Consider the following 17,208-nt stretch of genomic DNA (forward strand, 5'->3'; position numbering starts at 1 on the left):
GGATCGACTTCAAGCAGGCCGAGCTTAAAGGGCAGCTGACACCAGAGACCTTATTTGGGGAAAAACAGCGCTTTTTTCCTAGAGACGGACACTACAGCCCTTATTCCTTAACTACTGGGTCTACCTAGCGGAGGACGGTACGCAAGTAACGGGAGAAGAAGATATGAAAGAAATATGGATCAGATTGGAACGTTGGCTCGAAGAAGAAGCGCCGGAAATTTTGTCCGACCTGAATGCGGGTGCAACGGAAGCGGAAATTGCCGCTCTTGAAGAAGCGACAGGGCTGCAGCTTCCAAGCGACTTAAAGGAATCATTGAACATACATAACGGTCAAAATGGCGAGGGACAATGGCTCTTCGCCGGCTGGGAATTTCTTTCTACCGAACGTATTTTGGATGAATGGAAAGTGTGGAAAGAGCTTTACGACAAAAAATCGTTCGATAGTTGGGATGTCGATGCCGAAAGCGGAATTGCGAACGAATGGTGGAACCCGGCTTGGATTCCGATAACCTACAATGGGAGCGGGGATCATCATTGCATAGACCTGTCTCCGACCAAAGATGGAACGATCGGACAAGTGATAACGATGTGGCACGATTCGGATGAACGGAGGATTGTGGCGAGCAGCTACAGGCAATGGCTGGAATTGATCGTTGCGAAATTTGAGGCTAATGATTCGGAGTATGTTTTTGACAGCGGGGACTTTGAATTCATATGAGGAGCGGTTAACAATGTACGAATACACATTTGTTGAAACCTCATTAGGAGGGTTCTTCACAAAGGCGACGCATCAAGAAACTATTCTTGAATACGCAAAGGCAGGTTGGCGCTTAGTACAAGTGTTGCCGACCAATTATAACGGACATGGAAAGCCGACCAGCTATGAAATTATTTTTGAAAGGGCAGTGAAGGAGAAAATTGTTTGAAATCTTTTTGCGAAAAACAAGCCTCCTCCATTTTAACAATGGTTTTGGAGGCTTGTTCTTTTCAATAAATCATGCCGTCTTCAGAATAACAGTCTTATTGTTTTCATCCCAATGGACATCTGCTCCAAGCGCTTCGCCGATAAACCGAACAGGCACGAGCGTATAATTGTTCCGTATCGTCGGCGGAGCGTCGAGGGAAACATGTTTTCCGTTTAATAGGGCAGTCGAACTCCCGATAACAAGTTCAATCGTAATTGCGCCCTTGTTGGCTGTAATGGTTGAGGTTGTAGAATTCCATTTCAGATCGGCGCCTAAGGCTTCAAAAATCGCCCTTAGTGGCACCAACGTCCGTTTATTAAGCGTAATCGGCGGTTGTTCGAATTGCAAAGTCGTTCCGTCTATTTCGACGAAAATGGGGTCTTTATCTATAATTTCTTTGTCAAAGCTTCGAATTCCAACCGGAGATGTACGATCCCATTTTGTACCGTCTCCGGTATACCCGATCCCCCATGACCATAGCGTACCGTCCGCTCTAACGGCCATGGAGCGATAACCGATTCCATGTGCCGCAATACGGGATATTTTTTTCAAGCCGATAACCTGATTAAGAGAGTCGCTCGATTTGTAAGATCCGTTGCCTAGCTGCCCGCCTGAATTTCGACCGCTTGCCCATACCGTACCGTCATTCTTGAGAAGAAGGGCCCTCCGGCAGAAGCTTGAACGGAAACGACGTTCTTAATACCTTCCAGCATGCGAGGGGGCGTTGCATCCGCGACAGAAACCCCGTCCGCCATACCCATTCCGTCAGATCCCCAATACCACACGGTACCATCTTTCTTTAATCCGTAGGTGAACTCCGCCCCCACGGCAATTTGGACAACATCGTTCAGCCCCGAGACCTGTTCTACTTCTCCAAGACCAAACCATACAGTGCCATCTGATTTGAGTGCCATGAAATTGCCATATCCTGTTGATATGGAGACGATGTCTGCGAAGCCTTTTAACCTGACGGGCACATCCGGATTGCGAACGGTTCCGTCGGAGTCCCTGTAATAAAAGCCGCCCCATCCCCATACCGTACCGTCTTCTTTGACTGCAAAGCTCCGTCCCCAATCGGCTTCGATTGAGACGACGTCCGTTAATCCCGATACTTGCTGCGGTGCAGCTCGACTGATTTTCGAACCATCGCCCAATTGACCGTCGTGGTTGCCGCCCCATGTCCACACCGTCCCGTCGCTTCCAAGCGCAATAGAATGAATCTGACCGCCTGAGACTGCCTTGATATTGTGCAGGCCAGGCACTTTTTCGGGTAAGAAGGCGGCTAGATTAGTCTCCGCTCCTTTGTCGCTATAAGTTGTCGTATTTCCCCATTGCCATACGGTGCCGTCGTTTTTGATGCCCAGGTTGTGGGTGGAGCCGACAGCGATTTCTTTCCAGCCCCATGCCGGGGCTGTATAAGGCTGAGCGTGGACTGCTGGAAATGAAAGAATGAAAGATCCCGTTACAAAAAAGATAAACATCTTCAAACACAAAGAGACATTAGATTTCATGATTGCTTCAAGTTCTCCTTTTAATTGAAGTAAAGTTAATTGTTGAGCTTTGAGCGCAAGTTTCATTATAAAGCATTAGAGTCCGGTTAATGAATAAAATTTTAAACAAGCTACTTTAAATCAACTTTCCATGCTATACTTATTTGTTAAGTCTTAACGGTACGGATTGTGGATACGCTACGAAAGACTAATACGTACGCGACTCAGAATATTAGAATTCCATATTAAGGAGACCAAATGACTTTTAATGACCTGAAGCTTAAGCCAGAGATTCTTAAAGCGCTAAGCAAAGAAAACTATTCGGCGCCTACGCCGATCCAGGAGCAAGCCATTCCGGTCGTGCTGAGCGGAAGAGATTTGTTCGGCTGCGCCCAGACCGGAACGGGAAAGACTGCCGCATTTGCCTTGCCGATTATTCAATTGTTAAGCGACCAGCAGCGCAGCTCCTCGCGACAACGCCGGATACGCTCGTTGATTTTAACGCCGACGAGGGAGTTGGCAATTCAGATCTTCGACAACTTCAAGGTTTACGGTCAATATATCGACTTGCGTTGTTCGGTAATCGTAGGCGGCGTTTCGCAAAAGGCGCAGGAACGGGAATTGGAGCACGGCGCGGATATTCTGATAGCTACTCCGGGCAGGCTTATCGACTTGATCAATCAGAGGCTCGTCGATTTGCAATACGTACAAATACTAGTGCTCGACGAAGCCGACAGAATGCTGGATATGGGCTTTATCCACGACGTAAAGAAGATTATCGCCAAAATGCCGGGCAAAAAACAAACGCTCTTTTTCTCTGCGACAATGCCTCCGGAAATAGCCAAGCTGGTCAAAGCTTTGCTGGTGAATCCGGCGAAGGTGGAAATTACCCCTGCGTCTTCTACGGCTGACCGGATCGAGCAATGCGTGTACGCGGTGGAGAAGGGGAACAAGCAAAGTTTGTTGAATTATCTTCTTCGAGACAAGTCCATTGAATCGGCGCTTGTGTTCACTCGTACGAAGCATGGAGCCGATCGGGTTGTGCGGGGACTCGCCAAAGTGAATATTTCCGCGCAAGCCATTCACGGGAACAAATCCCAGAACTCCCGTCAAGCGGCGCTTAACAACTTCAAGAGCGGAGTAACGCGGGTGCTGGTAGCGACGGACATCGCAGCCAGAGGGATCGATATCGACGAGCTCTCTCACGTGGTCAATTTTAATCTTCCCAACATTCCGGAAACTTACGTTCATCGAATCGGCCGTACCGGAAGAGCGGGACTTAGCGGGATCGCGATTTCCTTCTGCGAGGCGGAAGAAGTTCCGTACCTCAAGGATATTGAGAAAACGATAGGCAAGACGATTCCCAGAGTGAAGGATCATCCTTTTGAGGCAGTCACTGTCGGTTAGGCAGACAAAATATAAGTTTGGGGTGGTAGCTTGAGAAAGCATAAACCAATGTCGTTCGACGAGCTGTTGAAGGACCTGCAAGGTCAAAGAACGATTCAGGAAGATCCGAATCATGTTCCATTAGAGAAGCTGTTTAATGAGTCGTTCATGAGCAAGCATTCCGGATTTAAAAGCTTTGAAGAATTTTTGGAAAAGGGCAACTTTCAAGTCAGGACGCAAGAAGACGTCAAAAACATTCCTGACGAGCTGTTTGACCGTCACGTAGCCAGAGAGACGGGTTTCGCCAATTGGGAAGCGATGCTGGCTGCGGCGACGGCGGAATATGCCGGTAAATAAACGACGATAGGAAAAAGCAAAGTCCAAGCCGAGTATGGCTTGGGCTTTGCTTTTTTTCTTGGTTCCGCTCCAAGCCGTGATTGGCAACCGGAACTAATCGTAATGAAAGCGATATTATTCGAATAAACAATAGGAGGCTCTCGGCAAATTAACGGAACCGGAGGGAATTATCCATGAAGAACGGCAAATTGCAAATCGGATTTATCGGTTGCGGGGGCATTGCGCATCAGAAACATTTTCCGTCGCTTCAACAGCTTGGGCAGCTTTGCGACTTGGTCGCTTTCTGCGACATCGTTGAGGAGAGAGCGGTTCAATCGGCTGCCAAATACGGCACGCCGGATGCGAAAGCATACACCGATTATCTGGCAATGCTAACGGATGAGTCCCTCGATGTCGTGCATATTTTGACTCCTAATGTCATGCATGGCGAGATGACGGTAGCGGCGCTGGAGCATGGCAAGCACGTCATGTGCGAAAAACCGATGGCTCATACTAGCGCGGATGCACTCAAAATGATCGAGGCAGCTCGAAAATCGGGGAAAAAGCTGACCATCGGCTATCAGAATCGGTTCAGGGAAGATGCGATCATTGCCCACAAAGCCAGCAGTGCAGGCGAGCTTGGAGAAATCTATTTCGCCAAGGCGCATGCCGTCCGCAGACGGGCGGTGCCGACATGGGGCGTATTTACCGACAAAAAGCTGCAAGGCGGGGGACCGTTAATCGATATCGGTACCCACGCTCTCGATCTCGCACTTTGGATAATGGACAATTATAAGCCGGTTTCGGTGACGGGATCTGCATTCTACAAATTGAAGGACAAATTCGAAGGCAATATGTTCGGCCCGTGGAACCCGGCAACGTTCGACGTCGAGGATTCGGCTTTTGGCTTTATTAAGATGGATAACGGAGCGACCATCTATCTGGAGTCGTCATGGGCGCTCAATACGACGGATACGAGGGAAGCGTCCGTCACTCTCTGCGGCACGGAAGGCGGCGCCGAAATGTCCGGCCGCGCATCCGGCGGCATTCAGCTTACTTTCAATTCTGCCAAGCACGGCAGTCTGTTCGACGAATCGCCTCAATTGCAAGGAGGCATTGCCTACTTTAACGGTGCGAAGGAAACGGACGGCACTCGCGAAGCCCGTCACTGGCTTGAAGCGATTCTGAATGACAGTGAGCTGATCGTAAAGCCGGAGCAGGCGTTAGTGGTTACGCAAATTCTCGAAGCTATCTATGAATCGGCCCGAACCGGGGAAACCGTTAAGCTGTAAGCGATAACGCATATTTGTGCAGGATAACCCGGCGGTCTGATCGATCGCAGCCGTTAACGGGATAATGGATCACGCCACATTGGCGCAGCAGGAGCAACCCCGTCCGAACCCTTATGGGAATCGGATGGGGTTTTTCGTTCGGGTGGGAGTCGTCAAGGCTCCGGAAGGATATTCGACTTTATTGGACATTAATCCCATTAGAAGAAAGGATTTTTATCATTTTTGTCGAATTGGTTTGAAAGATGTGCGCAAAAAGACCTATAACTATTATACGACGGCTTGTTACTTAAGAGGTGATCCATATTGGCTATAATTGACGTTATCAAGTTTAATGGCCTGGCTAATCGCGATTGGCTTGTGTATCGATTTCCAGGGGAAAGCTTTGTATTCGGAACGCAGCTTATTGTCGGAGAAGGGCAAATCGCAGTCTTCGTAAAAGGCGGCAAAGCGGTCGACTTTTTTACGGCGGGCACTCATACGCTGAGCACGAGTAACATTCCGTTACTGCAATCTATTGTGAATCTTCCTTTCGGAGGAAGAACCCCGTTCACGGCGGAAGTGTTCTTCATCAACAAAACGTCGAAGCTGGACGTTCTATGGGGAACGTCGGATCCCATCAGCTTGATAGATCCTAAGTATGCCGTAAGATTAAGGGTTCGAGCCTTTGGACAGCTGGGCATTCGAATCACGGATTTCCGCGTCTTCCTGACCTCCCTGATCGGTGCGGTGGGGGATGGGGACGTTGTGAAGTATGACACCGTAATCAGTTATTTCAAAGGTGTCATCGTTACGAAGATGAAGACGCTAATTGCAGACATCATAATCAATCAGAAAATTTCCGTTCTGGAAATTGCGCCTCGGCTGGAGGATATATCGGCTTATTCGAAGCAGCAGCTGTCCGGCGAATTTGAACGCTTTGGAATCGAGATAGTCAACTTCAACCTGACATCCATTAACTTTCCGGATGAAGATTTCGAGACGATCAACAGAATACTGGAGGACAAAGCGGCCTTCGATTTGATCGGAGACAGCCGTTATAACGTTATGCGTTCGTTTGACGTCATGGAGACGGCAGCGGGCAACGAAGGCGGAGGAAGCATCGCCGCAGCGGGTATTGGACTCGGTCTCGGAGCGGGAGCGGGAGTAGCCGTCGGCCAAACGTTCGGCCAAGGAATCGGCGAAGCGATGCGGCCGCCCGCCACATCAGCACCCTGCCAAAAGTGCGGTACGCCGAATGCGGAGGGTACTAAATTTTGCTCGAATTGCGGAGACAAGCTGGCGGTTGTCAAGCTTCCTTGCCACTCTTGTGCGGCCTTGGTGGACGAGCGCATGAAATTTTGCCCCGAATGCGGAAGCTCCTTGACGAAGAAGAAATGCCCGGGCTGCAGCAAAGAAAATCCACCGGGATCGAAGTTTTGCTCGGATTGCGGAACTAAGATGGAGGGCTGACGATGAGGGGCCATACCTTTTCAACATTCAGCAGAATGATGCTGCTGGCATGTATCATTTTTGATCTTGCCGCTATTGTTTCGTTTTTTGCTATTTTTCAATGGTTTATCGTACTGGACCCTCTGAAATCGATTATGATGCTGCTGGTCTTGCTGTCGGGACTAATGCTTGTCAACGTAGCTCTTGTTTTTCCGGGCGCGCTCTTAAGAAAAGCGGGAGTCGCTTACTCGACGGCTATTATTTTTTTGACCCTGCTGTACGCCGTTGTTTCCAATACTCTATCCGTTATTTTTGTTTTCGGAAGCGGGATTTGGTACGTGGTTTGGGAGCTGCTTGCGCTAGCGGTGTTTCTCTGCCTGTTTGCGGTTATCGGCTTCTTCTCCAAAAGCGCGTCGGAAGACATGACCGGAGAAGCGTTGGAGCAGACGGCAAAAGGCTTGCTTCAAGTACGCTTGATGGAAATTGAGGAGATTCTAATAACCAAACGGCATGAAGAGGGAATGCAGCCGGTTATCGATTCCTTTGCCAGACTCAAAGAACGCATTCAGGCATCGACGCCGTTCATGCGAATAACTAACAACAGGGCAGTAAACGACGCTGAGAATAAAATCAGTGAGAAGCTGGAGTATTTATTGGCATCGCTTGAAGCGAGCAAGATCAACCCTCATTCGTTTGACGCTCAAGGGTTAATCGAGGAAACGAGGAGACTCGTTGTACAGCGGGAACAACTAATAATTACATAATAAATTGATAAGGGAGATTTGAATATGAGTGGAAGAAACTGTCCATCCTGCGGTGCTTCGATAGCTGTGAACGCAGCGGAGTGCAAATATTGCGGAGAAAGTCTGCCGGTTTCTCAAGCGCCAGCACCAGCACCTGCGCCTGGGCCGCAATATTATCAAGTGCCGCCGAACTTTCAGCAACCGCATGCCCAGTATCCGCCAGTTCCCCGATATGTGGCTACCAAGAGCAAGGTTGCAGCGGGTTTGCTTGGCATTTTTCTAGGAGGTTTGGGAATTCATAAGTTTTATTTGGGAAAAACGTGGATGGGGATTTTGTACCTGGTATTCTGTTGGACCTACATTCCGGCTATAATTGGATTTATTGAAGGGATTGTTTATTTGGCCTCATCCGATATAAAATTTCATTCCAAGTATGGAAAGCGAATAAATTAAATACGAAATGAAGAAGGCTATCCCAGCAGGTCGAAGATCTGAGGGATAGCTTTTTGTTTTTTTGAGGAATCTGGATCAGACGATCGTCTTCACCGATTCGCCTTGTACTAAGGTGACATAAATCCGCTCGTGATCGACCGGTTGGCCCGAAATGAGTTTGATAAGCTGCTCGGAAGCAAGCGCTCCCCATTTGCGCATGGAGTAGTCGATGGTGGCTAATCTCGGCTGCACATACCGGGAGAGCTCGATATTGTCGAATCCGATCGGATGAAGATGCTCGCCGATGATCAGCGAAGTGTTGTTCTGAACGTAGTCGTAGAGGCCGATGGCCATCTCGTCGTTCAGGCAGAAGACGGCGGCCGGGCGGGTATATTCATCCGCGATCCGTCGGGCGGCCGCTTCGCCCGCAGCCTTATCGAAGTTTCCGGGGAGCTCGACGAATGTAACACCGGGCGTGCGATCGACAGCTTGCTTGACCGCATGCATGCGTTGCTTGGAGTCGAAGGAGCCCTTCGGGCCGTTAACAACGTAAATCTTGTCATGGCCCTGATCAATGAGATATTCCATTGCCAGGGAAGCTCCGGCTTTATTATCGAGCAGCACCTGGTTGATGTTGGGATGATCCAAATCGCGGTCCAGGACGACCAGCTTGTGTCCCCGGCTCGCGTATTCGAGCAACTCCTCGTCGCCGAACGTCTCATCGAGAATGATAGCGCCGTCAATCATTCTCTCCGGAATCATTCGGCGCGACTGCCGTCCGCTGCAAACGACGAGATCGAAACCCTTCCGGTTAAGGCCCTCCTTGACGCCTTGCAGCAGGTCTCCGTAGAAATGACCGCCGAAATCGGTCAGGAAGATGCCGATCATATGAGACTGCTGCTTCTTCAGAGATCTGGCCGCCGCATGCGGCACATAATTCATTTCATTGGCGATCGCCAAGATCCGCGCGGTCGTTTCCTCCGTTATTTTGTCGCTTCCATTCAAGGCGTAAGACACGGTCGATACGGCGACGCCTGCTTTCTTGGCTATATCTTTAATGCTTACCACGATTTTCGCTCCTCTAGTGTTTCCTGCCTAGTCAGATTAAATCAACCGAAGGGCAAGGTCAACGCGCTTCCTTCATTAGGTCGACTCTCATCAATTGAAACGTTTCAATTGCAAATGAAATATATTATTGAATTCACAAAAATAGCGGATTCCGAGTCGTTTTCTCTTCAATATAAACGCTTAAATGATAAAAAACAAGGTTTGACTTACGATAAAACGCAGATTTATAATCGATTATAGCACTAATTGAAACGTTTCAATAACAACATGGGGATGCAGAGAGGTTGCGAATAACATGACGAATGATAGCAAACAATCACCGGCTTCTTCAGCGAATAATCCTTCGTTGAACGGGTACATCGAACGGATGACTCTCGACGAGAAAGTCGCTCAGCTTATACAGCTGGCGATTCCTTTCTTCGAAGGCGCGGCAAGCGCCGGATTAATTACGGGACCGATGGAGTCGCTGGGAATTACGGAGCAGACGATCCGCAATGCCGGTTCCGTTCTCGGCATGGCCGGGGCGGAGGAAGTCATCAACGTCCAGCGCACGCATCTGGAAAACAACCGGCTCGGCATTCCTTTGCTGATGATGGCCGATATCGTCCATGGATTTAAGACAATCTTCCCCGTTCCGCTGGCAATAGGCTGCTCTTGGGACTTGGAGCTGGCGGAGCGCAGCGCGGAAATCGCGGCGAAGGAGGCGTCCGTATCGGGCGTCCACGTTACTTACGCTCCGATGGCGGACCTCGTGCGCGATCCGCGCTGGGGCCGGGTCATGGAGTCGACGGGAGAGGACCCTTATCTGAATGCGGAGTTCGCGCGCGCCTTCGTCCGCGGGTTCCAAGGAACCGATCTGTCCGGCGACATGGATAGAGTAGCGGCTTGCGTGAAGCATTTCGCCGCCTACGGGGCAGCCGAGGGCGGCCGCGATTACAACACCGTCGATCTGTCGGAGCGGCAACTGCGCGAGTTCTACTTGCCCGCGTACAAAGCGGCGCTCGACGAAGGCTGCGAGATGGTGATGACCTCCTTCAATACGGTGGACGGCATTCCGGCGACCGGCAGCGCGCCGCTTATGCGGAAGCTGCTTCGGGAGGAATGGGGCTTCGACGGCGTGCTCATTTCCGATTGGGGAGCGGTGAAGGAACTGATCGCGCACGGCGTCGCCGAGGACGAGTCGGAGGCCGCGTACAAAGCCATTCAAGCGGGCGTCGACATCGAGATGATGACCTCCTGTTACGCGAAGCATCTGTCCGGGCTCGTGGAGAAGAAGGAAGTGGACGAGGCGCTCATCGACGAAGCGGTGCTGCGCATTCTGACGCTCAAGCAGAAGCTCGGCCTGTTCGAAAATCCTTACCGGGGCGCGGACCTGGAACGGGAGCGGGAATCGTATTCTGCGACGCTCATCGCGAAGCTTCGCGAGAGCTGGCGGTCAAATCGTGCGTCCTTCTGAAAAACGAAGGGATTCTTCCGCTTCAGCCGCAGCAGAAGATCGCGGTCATCGGTCCGTTCGCCCGCAGCGGCGATCTGCTCGGGCCTTGGTCCTGGACGGGCTCCAAGGACGATGTCGTCCGGCTGGCGGACGCCGTGAAGGAGAAGCTCGACTCGCCGACAAATCTGTTCTTCGCCGACGGCTGCGATATAGAGGCAGCGACGGAGGCTCAGTGGAAGGAAGCGGAAGCGGCTGCTCAAGAGGCCGATGTTATCGTTCTCGCTCTTGGCGAGCATTCCGATATGAGCGGAGAGGCAGGCTGCAGGGCGGACATTCGGCTGCCCGAGGTTCAACTGGAGCTGATCCGCAAAGCGAGATCGCTCGGCAAGCCGATCGTTGCCGTACTGTTCAACGGACGTCCGCTTGATTTGCATGGGGTATACGACGAATCGGAAGCTGTGCTCGAAGCGTGGTTCCCGGGCTCCGAAGGCGGCAGAGCGGTAGCGGACTTGCTATTCGGCGATGCCAATCCGTCCGGCCGATTGACGATGTCGTTTCCCTACAGCGTCGGACAGGTGCCGGTCTACTACAACGCCTTTAATACCGGGCGGCCCCAGGGCGCTCCCGACGCCCAGGTCCGTTACGTGTCGCAGTATTTGGACATTCCGAACGAGCCGCTGCTGCCTTTTGGCTTCGGCTTAAGCTATACCTCGTTCGAATACGGAGAAGCAGCGCTCTCCTCGGATACGGTGACGGTCGATCAACCGATAACGCTCACGGCGAGGGTAACCAATACGGGAGCGGTCGCGGGCGAAGAGACCGTGCAGCTCTATGTACGGGACGTATCCGGCGAGGTTGTGCGTCCGGTCAAGGAGCTGAAAGCTTTCCGCAAGGTGGCGCTTCAGCCGGGTGAGAGCATCGAGGTGGAATTCATTCTTTCGGAGAGCCAGCTTCGCTATTATCACGCCGATCTCAAGCATTATAGCGACGCCGGAGCGTTCGTAGCCTTCGTCGGACCGAACAGCAAGCAGGTCGATTCGCTTCCGTTTCGCTTAGTGAAGTGAAGGAACGCAATCAAGCTTAAGAACAACAGCCAAAAGCCCTCGGAGTCGAACGCCGAGGGCTTTAATTTTGACGGTTATTCTTTGACCGCGCCGATCACGACCCCTTTGACGAAAAACCGTTGCAGGAACGGATAGACCGCCAGAATGGGCAGGGCGCCGATGAATATCTGGGATGCCCGGATCGTTCGTTGGGACAGATTGGCGACCATGGACGGATTGAATTTCGTCATATCCGCTTGAACGATAATGGTTTGCATGAAGCTCGCAAGCGGCAGGCGCTCGGACTCTTTAATGTAGATCAACCCGTCAAAGTAGGCATTCCAATGTCCCACCATCGTAAACAACGAAATCGTCGCGAGTGCTGGCAAGGAGATCGGGAGGTAAATCGAGACGAAGCTCCGAAAGTGGCCGGCTCCGTCAATGAAGGCCGCTTCCTCAAGCTCCTTGGGCACGGTACGAAAAAAGTTCAACAGAAGAATGATGTTGTAGACCGCAACCAGCCCCGGCAGGATAAGCGCCATCAGCGTATTCATGAGGCCGAGCTTCAGAATGAGGATATAGCCTGGAATGAGGCCGCCGCTAAACAGCATCGTAATAACGAAATACCACAGGTACACGTTGCGGGCGCGAAAGATGCGGGTATCTTTGGACAGGGCATATGCGGCAATGGAGTTGACGAACAGGGCGAGCGCCGTTCCGATTAGAGTCCGCTGTACGGATACCCAAAGGGATGATAGGAAATTGGCGTTCTCGAACGTCTTGGCGTAAGCCTCGAACGTAAAGTCGATCGGCCAGAACGTCACCAGTCCGGCGTTAGCGGGAGCGGTCGAGCTTAAGGACACCATGAGCAAATGGAACAACGGCAGTAAGCAGACAACGGAGATGATGGTAAGAAGCGCGTTGTTAAACACGCTAAAAAGCCGATATGAAAGCGTTTTATGGTACATGAGCGGTCGCCCCCTTCTAGAAAATCCTGTACCCAGCGAATTTATAAGCAAGACGATAGGATATGGCAATTAAGATTAAGCTAATCATCGATTTGAATAGACCGACTGCGGTGGCGAAGCTGAATTGCCCGCTAAGAAGTCCTTCCCGGTAGACGAACGTATCGATGATGTCTCCCTGCTGATAGATCATTGGGCTGTACAGGTTAAACACTTGGTCGAAGTTGGCGTTAAGGACGTTGCCCAGCGCCAGTGTCCCGACAACGATGAGTATAGGCACGAGGGAAGGAAGCGTAATATGCAGCGTTTGCTTCAAGCGGGTCGCCCCGTCCACCTCCGCCGCTTCATACAGCGCCGGATTAATGCCGGAAAGCGCTGCGAGGAAAATAATCGTATTGAAGCCGAACTCCTTCCAGACGTCGCTGAAAATAATCGTAAGCCGGAACCAAGTGCCGTCGCCCAGGAAGAAAATCGGTTTAATGCCGAATGCGCTCGTTAGAAACTGATTGACGAGGCCGGTCTGGGCGAGCAAATCGATTAAAATTCCCGAAAGAGTGACCCAGGAAAGAAAGTGGGGCAAATAGACGAGCGTTTGGATCGATCTCTTCAGCCCCATATTGCGAACCTCGTTCAACAACAAAGCGAAAATAAACGGAACGATCAAGTTCATCGCGATTTTGGAGCAAGCAAACAACAGGGTGTTCCACGTAATTTTCACGAAATATTCGTTCTCGAACATATAGCGAAAATGTTGCAGCCCGACCCACGGAGAGCCGGTTATTCCTAATGAGGCTTTATAATTCTGAAAAGCCATCACGATGCCCGTCATGGGAACGTAAGAAAAAACGAAAACCAGCAGGACGGCCGGCAGCACCATGAAATGAAGCATCCACGGCTGCTTGTAGCCGCGCATCTTTTTTGTTTGCCGGGCAGCTTTGAGGTTCGCTTGCCTTGCTGTATTTGCTTCCATAGCTCTCCCCCGTTCCATTGAAATCCAATTGTTTATTGAGGTGAATCCCTGCTAAATATATAGTAGCAATGCGTTCTGGCGTCGAACTATAAGACATTGTTAGGATCGATAGGGTTTTGTTAGGGACATCGTCGGGAGGGAATGGCATATGAAGCTGAGCGGCGGCATCGTGTTTGTCAAAAATAGAATGGGCTCCAAGTTCAGCCTGTTTGCCAAGATGAATTTATTGATCCTCGTCTTGTTCATTCCGATCGTCATCTTGTTTACTTATTCCAATAACGTAGCGTTCAAGGTGATCGGCAAGGAGCTTCAGGCTTCGAACATCAAGCAGCTCTCATTCCTTTCCAGCCAAATTGACTCAAGGATCAACCAGACCATGGATTTCGTCTTTACGTTCTCGAGGGATCCGAACGTGCAGAAATTCAATGGGCTGAACCTCTGGGACGATCGTTATGATCGAATGCAGACGAGGTACGTAGTTCAGGAAAAGATGATGCTTCAGTCCGGAGTCATGAATATATGGCCGGTCGAGTACACGGTTTATTCCGAGCAGAACAAAGAGGCGATATCCAATACGAGCAACACGGTCGAGTACGATGAGGATTATTTGAAAAGAAACATGACGGGAAAATGGACGTACGGGGACGGAGAGGCCGTGTCTGCCGGAGAGCCGAAGGCTTTCCATTGGTTCTATACCAATTCTTTCGGCCAGCAGGGCACGCTTAAGGGGAGCAACCTGGTCGTCCATGCGAGCTTCGGACACGACAACATTCAGAACATGCTGGATACGTATAAGGCGGGTGGGCAAGGGGATCCGTTGTTCTATCATAGGGGAGATGCGCCGATTCTGAACCGCAGCGCGTCCGAGCAGCTCTCGAATGAGGTGATCCGTTATTTGGACGGACAAACCTTGAGGGATACGATGCAAGATGTGGTTCGATTGGATAGTAAAAGGTATTTGGTAAGCGTGGTGAGATCTCCTCATTTGAATTGGTACTTGGTCGATATCGTTCCGCTCGAACAGATATTGGGGCCGATATCGTCCAGTCGAAATTTCTTTTACTTGTCGATGGTTTTGCTCTTCGCGGTCGGCATTTCCGCGTCGGTCCTGCTCTACCGGAACGTTCAGCGTCCGATCCGAAAGCTGGTCAAGGGCTTGCAGAGCGTGCAGCGGGGCGATTTCACAGTACGGATCGACGCCAACATGAATAATGAGTTCGCATTTCTATTTTACAGGTTTAACGATATGTCGCGGCAAATTCAAGGCCTGATCGAAAACGTGCTTAATGAAAAGCTCCGCGCCCGGGAAGCGACGCTTAAGCAATTGCAGGCGCAAATCAATCCGCATTTTCTGTACAATTGCCTCGGCTATATTATTAACATGGCCCAGATGAAAGACGAGGAGGCCGTTGTGTCGATGGGGTACAATCTAAGCGCTTACTACCGCTATATCACCCGAATGGAGCGGCCGACGGCAACCCTTGACGACGAAATACGGCTGATCGTCAATTATCTGGACATCCAGAAGCTGCGCAACGGCAGAATACATTACCGCATTGATATTCCCGAAGAGATGCTGAAGCAGCAAGTACCGCGACTGATGCTGCAGCCGCTCGTGGAAAATGCCGTCATTCACGGGATAGGAAAGTCTTATTCATCGGGCGAGATCCGCATTATCGGCGAGATGTCGGGCGGCTTCTGCCGGGTCTATATCGACGATGACGGACCGGGGATGAACCCGGAGCAGCAAGAGGCGCTTAATCGAACAATGAGGGAGCCGCTTCAAGAAGATATGGGCTGCGGCCTTTGGAATACGAACCAACGGATCATTAACCAATTCGGCAACAACTCTTCTCTCTATTTCACGAAATCGCCCATCGGCGGGTTCCGTACGGAAATCGTATGGGAAGTTCCCGCCGGCGATGAGCGTCAACAACATCCGCCCCGACAAGGAGATTTCCGATATGCAAATGATGATCGTTGACGATGAAGCCCACTGGGTAGACAACCTGTCGATGCACAAGCCTTGGCATACGCTCGGCATCGACCAAGTCCACAAAGCCTATTCCGGCCGCGAGGCGCTGCAAATCCTCGAAACTCATCCGATCGATATCGTCATATCGGATATTCTAATGCCCGAAATGACGGGGATCGAGCTGATCGAGAAAATCCGCGAGCGCGATAAAAGAATCAAATGCGTTATTTTATCCGGTCACTCCGATTTTGAATACGCGAAAGAGGCGCTCCGGCACAAAGCGGTGGACTACCTGCTTAAGCCGCCGACGGATAACGAATTGTTCGGCGCGGTGAAGGCCTCAATCGATCAATTGAAAGCGGAATGGGAAAGCGTCAGTTCCTACGAGCGAACTCAATTTACGCTGCGAGAAAATTTGCCGCTTCTGCGCGGCCAACTGCTTCTTAACGCGTTTCGCGGCGAGCGGCTGCCGAACGAGGAGTGGAGCCGGAAGCTCGAAAATTACAGGCTGCCGTTTCGATTCGGGGAATGCTCTCTGTTGCTGGTCCGAATGGAGGACGAATTCGGGCAGTATCGGAACAATGGTCAGCAGCTTGTCGAATACGCGATCATTAATATCGCGGAGGAGATTTTCGGCGAATACGCAGAGGTGTGGGGAGTCAAGGAGGAGCTAGGCTACTTGGCCTTCTTGCTCCAGCTTAAGGGGGAAATCACAGACGACAGGAAAGAAAACCTGTTGGAGAAGCTTGCCATGCAGCTTCAATCGAAGGTGAAGCAGTTTCTGAAAGGCCCGCTGTCCATCGTCATTACGGAACGATTCCGGTTTCCGGAGCAATTGCCGGATCGTTATCGTCAGGCTGCGGCCTATTTCCGACAAATCGTCGGGGATGAGAGGGAGTTCGTCATGCGGGTCGGCGATTCGGAGACGATCGTGCCGCAAGGGCCATTGGACGCGATTCATATGCCTCCCGCTTTGATGAACCTGCTGGAGGCTGGGCGTTGGGACGCCGCGGAAGAGAAGCTTATGTCTGTGTTCGCGGAATTGGACGATAAGTGGTCCGAATCGTGGGAGCATTGCATGGAGGCTGGGTTTTTGATCGCTTCCTCCTTCACCAATTTAGCTCATCGGAACGGTCATACGTTGGCCAAACTACTTGGTCCGGACATGGAGCCGCTGCAGAACGGAGATGCATTCGCCTCCATCGGCAAGCTTCGCAAGTGGTCGATCTCCGTGCTCGGCAGGCTGAGGGAGGAAACGTCGAACGACGCCAAGGATGCACGCTCCCAGTACGTGAGGACAATCAAGGAGTTCATCGACAAAAATCTTCATCTCGACGTTTCATTGAGAGCATTGGCGGACCGAGTGAACCTTCATCCGACGCATCTGTCCAAAATCTATAAGCTCGAGACCGGCGAAGGCATAAGCGATTACGTGTCCGTGCTCCGCATGGAGCGCGCCTGCCATTTGCTTAGAACGACGGACAAAAAGGTGTACGAAATCAGCGCTGAAATCGGATATTTGGATCCCGCGTACTTCATCAAGGTGTTCAAGCGCCAGTTCGGCGTCACGCCGCAGGACTATAGAGACGGCATTTAACAGCCTAACAGAGTCCTACGAATACTAACATTGTCTTATAGATACCCTCCCCGACCAGTTGGTAGAGTTACAGTGTAGTGAAC

Annotated in this window: 14 protein-coding genes and 2 pseudogenes; 11 read left to right on the forward strand and 5 right to left on the reverse strand. The window is 51.1% G+C overall.

The features are described from left to right. The first annotated feature begins 163 nt into the window (after positions 1-163). Positions 164-718, forward strand: coding sequence for an SMI1/KNR4 family protein (locus D3H35_RS17385; protein WP_119150505.1), 555 nt, complete (start codon positions 164-166; stop codon positions 716-718). Positions 719-731: 13 nt separating this feature from the next. Continuing rightward, positions 732-926: a DUF4177 domain-containing protein gene (locus D3H35_RS17390; protein ID WP_119150506.1), complete on the forward strand. Its 195-nt coding sequence runs from the start codon at positions 732-734 to the stop codon at positions 924-926. 69 nt (positions 927-995) lie between these two features. On the opposite strand, the gene D3H35_RS17395 is transcribed toward D3H35_RS17390, so the two are convergent. After that, the gene (locus D3H35_RS17395) at positions 996-1,517 is read right to left on the reverse strand and encodes a copper amine oxidase N-terminal domain-containing protein (protein WP_147355872.1); all 522 of its coding nucleotides are present in this window, start codon (positions 1,515-1,517) and stop codon (positions 996-998) included. Between the two features lie 47 nt (positions 1,518-1,564). Beyond that, positions 1,565-2,542: an RCC1 domain-containing protein gene (locus D3H35_RS17400; protein WP_119150508.1), complete on the reverse strand. Its 978-nt coding sequence runs from the start codon at positions 2,540-2,542 to the stop codon at positions 1,565-1,567. A gap of 171 nt (positions 2,543-2,713) precedes the next feature. Here D3H35_RS17400 and D3H35_RS17405 point away from each other — a divergent pair. The 6 genes and pseudogenes from D3H35_RS17405 to D3H35_RS32555 form a co-directional block, all read left to right on the forward strand. Continuing rightward, positions 2,714-3,841: pseudogene (locus D3H35_RS17405) on the forward strand (DEAD/DEAH box helicase); the annotation flags it as partial. A 69-nt stretch (positions 3,842-3,910) separates the two neighbouring features. Next, positions 3,911-4,198, forward strand: coding sequence for a hypothetical protein (locus D3H35_RS17410; protein ID WP_119150510.1), 288 nt, complete (start codon positions 3,911-3,913; stop codon positions 4,196-4,198). A 173-nt stretch (positions 4,199-4,371) separates the two neighbouring features. Then, positions 4,372-5,469, forward strand: a complete 1,098-nt coding sequence (locus D3H35_RS17415) for a Gfo/Idh/MocA family protein (RefSeq protein WP_119150511.1) — start codon at positions 4,372-4,374, stop codon at positions 5,467-5,469. 303 nt (positions 5,470-5,772) lie between these two features. After that, positions 5,773-6,918 (forward strand): SPFH domain-containing protein, encoded by a 1,146-nt coding sequence (locus tag D3H35_RS17420; protein ID WP_119150512.1) that lies wholly within the window; start codon positions 5,773-5,775, stop codon positions 6,916-6,918. Between the two features lie 2 nt (positions 6,919-6,920). Next, positions 6,921-7,661: a hypothetical protein gene (locus D3H35_RS17425; protein WP_119150513.1), complete on the forward strand. Its 741-nt coding sequence runs from the start codon at positions 6,921-6,923 to the stop codon at positions 7,659-7,661. 213 nt (positions 7,662-7,874) lie between these two features. Continuing rightward, positions 7,875-8,093, forward strand: coding sequence for a TM2 domain-containing protein (locus tag D3H35_RS32555; protein ID WP_233568052.1), 219 nt, complete (start codon positions 7,875-7,877; stop codon positions 8,091-8,093). Between the two features lie 75 nt (positions 8,094-8,168). Here the strand turns inward: D3H35_RS32555 and D3H35_RS17435 are convergent, their stop codons facing one another. After that, positions 8,169-9,140, reverse strand: a complete 972-nt coding sequence (locus D3H35_RS17435) for a LacI family DNA-binding transcriptional regulator (RefSeq protein WP_119150515.1) — start codon at positions 9,138-9,140, stop codon at positions 8,169-8,171. Between the two features lie 367 nt (positions 9,141-9,507). On the opposite strand from D3H35_RS17435, the pseudogene D3H35_RS17440 reads away from it, so the two are divergent. Next, positions 9,508-11,639: pseudogene (locus D3H35_RS17440) on the forward strand (glycoside hydrolase family 3 N-terminal domain-containing protein). Positions 11,640-11,713: 74 nt separating this feature from the next. Here D3H35_RS17440 and D3H35_RS17445 read toward each other — a convergent pair. Further along, positions 11,714-12,586, reverse strand: coding sequence for a carbohydrate ABC transporter permease (locus D3H35_RS17445; RefSeq protein ID WP_119150516.1), 873 nt, complete (start codon positions 12,584-12,586; stop codon positions 11,714-11,716). 16 nt (positions 12,587-12,602) lie between these two features. Then, entirely contained in the window at positions 12,603-13,496 is an 894-nt protein-coding gene (locus D3H35_RS17450) for an ABC transporter permease (RefSeq protein ID WP_199728569.1), read from the reverse strand. Positions 13,497-13,701: 205 nt separating this feature from the next. Here D3H35_RS17450 and D3H35_RS17455 point away from each other — a divergent pair, with 205 nt between their 5' ends. Both D3H35_RS17455 and D3H35_RS17460 read left to right on the forward strand, forming a co-directional pair. Continuing rightward, a complete protein-coding gene (locus tag D3H35_RS17455; RefSeq protein ID WP_233567975.1) occupies positions 13,702-15,537 on the forward strand; it encodes a sensor histidine kinase in 1,836 nt (611 codons plus the stop codon). Beyond that, positions 15,518-17,125, forward strand: a complete 1,608-nt coding sequence (locus tag D3H35_RS17460) for a response regulator transcription factor (protein WP_119150518.1) — start codon at positions 15,518-15,520, stop codon at positions 17,123-17,125. The genes D3H35_RS17455 and D3H35_RS17460 overlap by 20 nt, the downstream gene beginning before the upstream one ends. Positions 17,126-17,208 lie beyond the last annotated feature (83 nt).

Source organism: Cohnella faecalis (genome assembly GCF_003570905.1).
GTDB classification, from domain to species: Bacteria; Bacillota; Bacilli; order Paenibacillales; family Paenibacillaceae; genus Cohnella; species Cohnella faecalis.

What these genes read in the sequence shown, in the direction of transcription:
- D3H35_RS17410 (WP_119150510.1), top strand. Translation starts at nt 3,911, where the DNA reads ATGTCGTTCGACGAGCTGTTGAAGGACCTGCAAGGTCAAAGAACGATT.
- D3H35_RS17415 (WP_119150511.1), top strand. Translation starts at nt 4,372, where the DNA reads ATGAAGAACGGCAAATTGCAAATCGGATTTATCGGTTGCGGGGGCATT.
- D3H35_RS17390 (WP_119150506.1), top strand. Translation starts at nt 732, where the DNA reads ATGTACGAATACACATTTGTTGAAACCTCATTAGGAGGGTTCTTCACA.
- D3H35_RS17425 (WP_119150513.1), top strand. Translation starts at nt 6,921, where the DNA reads ATGAGGGGCCATACCTTTTCAACATTCAGCAGAATGATGCTGCTGGCA.
- D3H35_RS17385 (WP_119150505.1), top strand. Translation starts at nt 164, where the DNA reads ATGAAAGAAATATGGATCAGATTGGAACGTTGGCTCGAAGAAGAAGCG.
- D3H35_RS17460 (WP_119150518.1), top strand. Translation starts at nt 15,518, where the DNA reads ATGCAAATGATGATCGTTGACGATGAAGCCCACTGGGTAGACAACCTG.
- D3H35_RS17455 (WP_233567975.1), top strand. Translation starts at nt 13,702, where the DNA reads ATGAAGCTGAGCGGCGGCATCGTGTTTGTCAAAAATAGAATGGGCTCC.
- D3H35_RS17450 (WP_199728569.1), bottom strand. Translation starts at nt 13,496, where the DNA reads ATGCGCGGCTACAAGCAGCCGTGGATGCTTCATTTCATGGTGCTGCCG.
- D3H35_RS17400 (WP_119150508.1), bottom strand. Translation starts at nt 2,542, where the DNA reads ATGAAACTTGCGCTCAAAGCTCAACAATTAACTTTACTTCAATTAAAA.
- D3H35_RS17445 (WP_119150516.1), bottom strand. Translation starts at nt 12,586, where the DNA reads ATGTACCATAAAACGCTTTCATATCGGCTTTTTAGCGTGTTTAACAAC.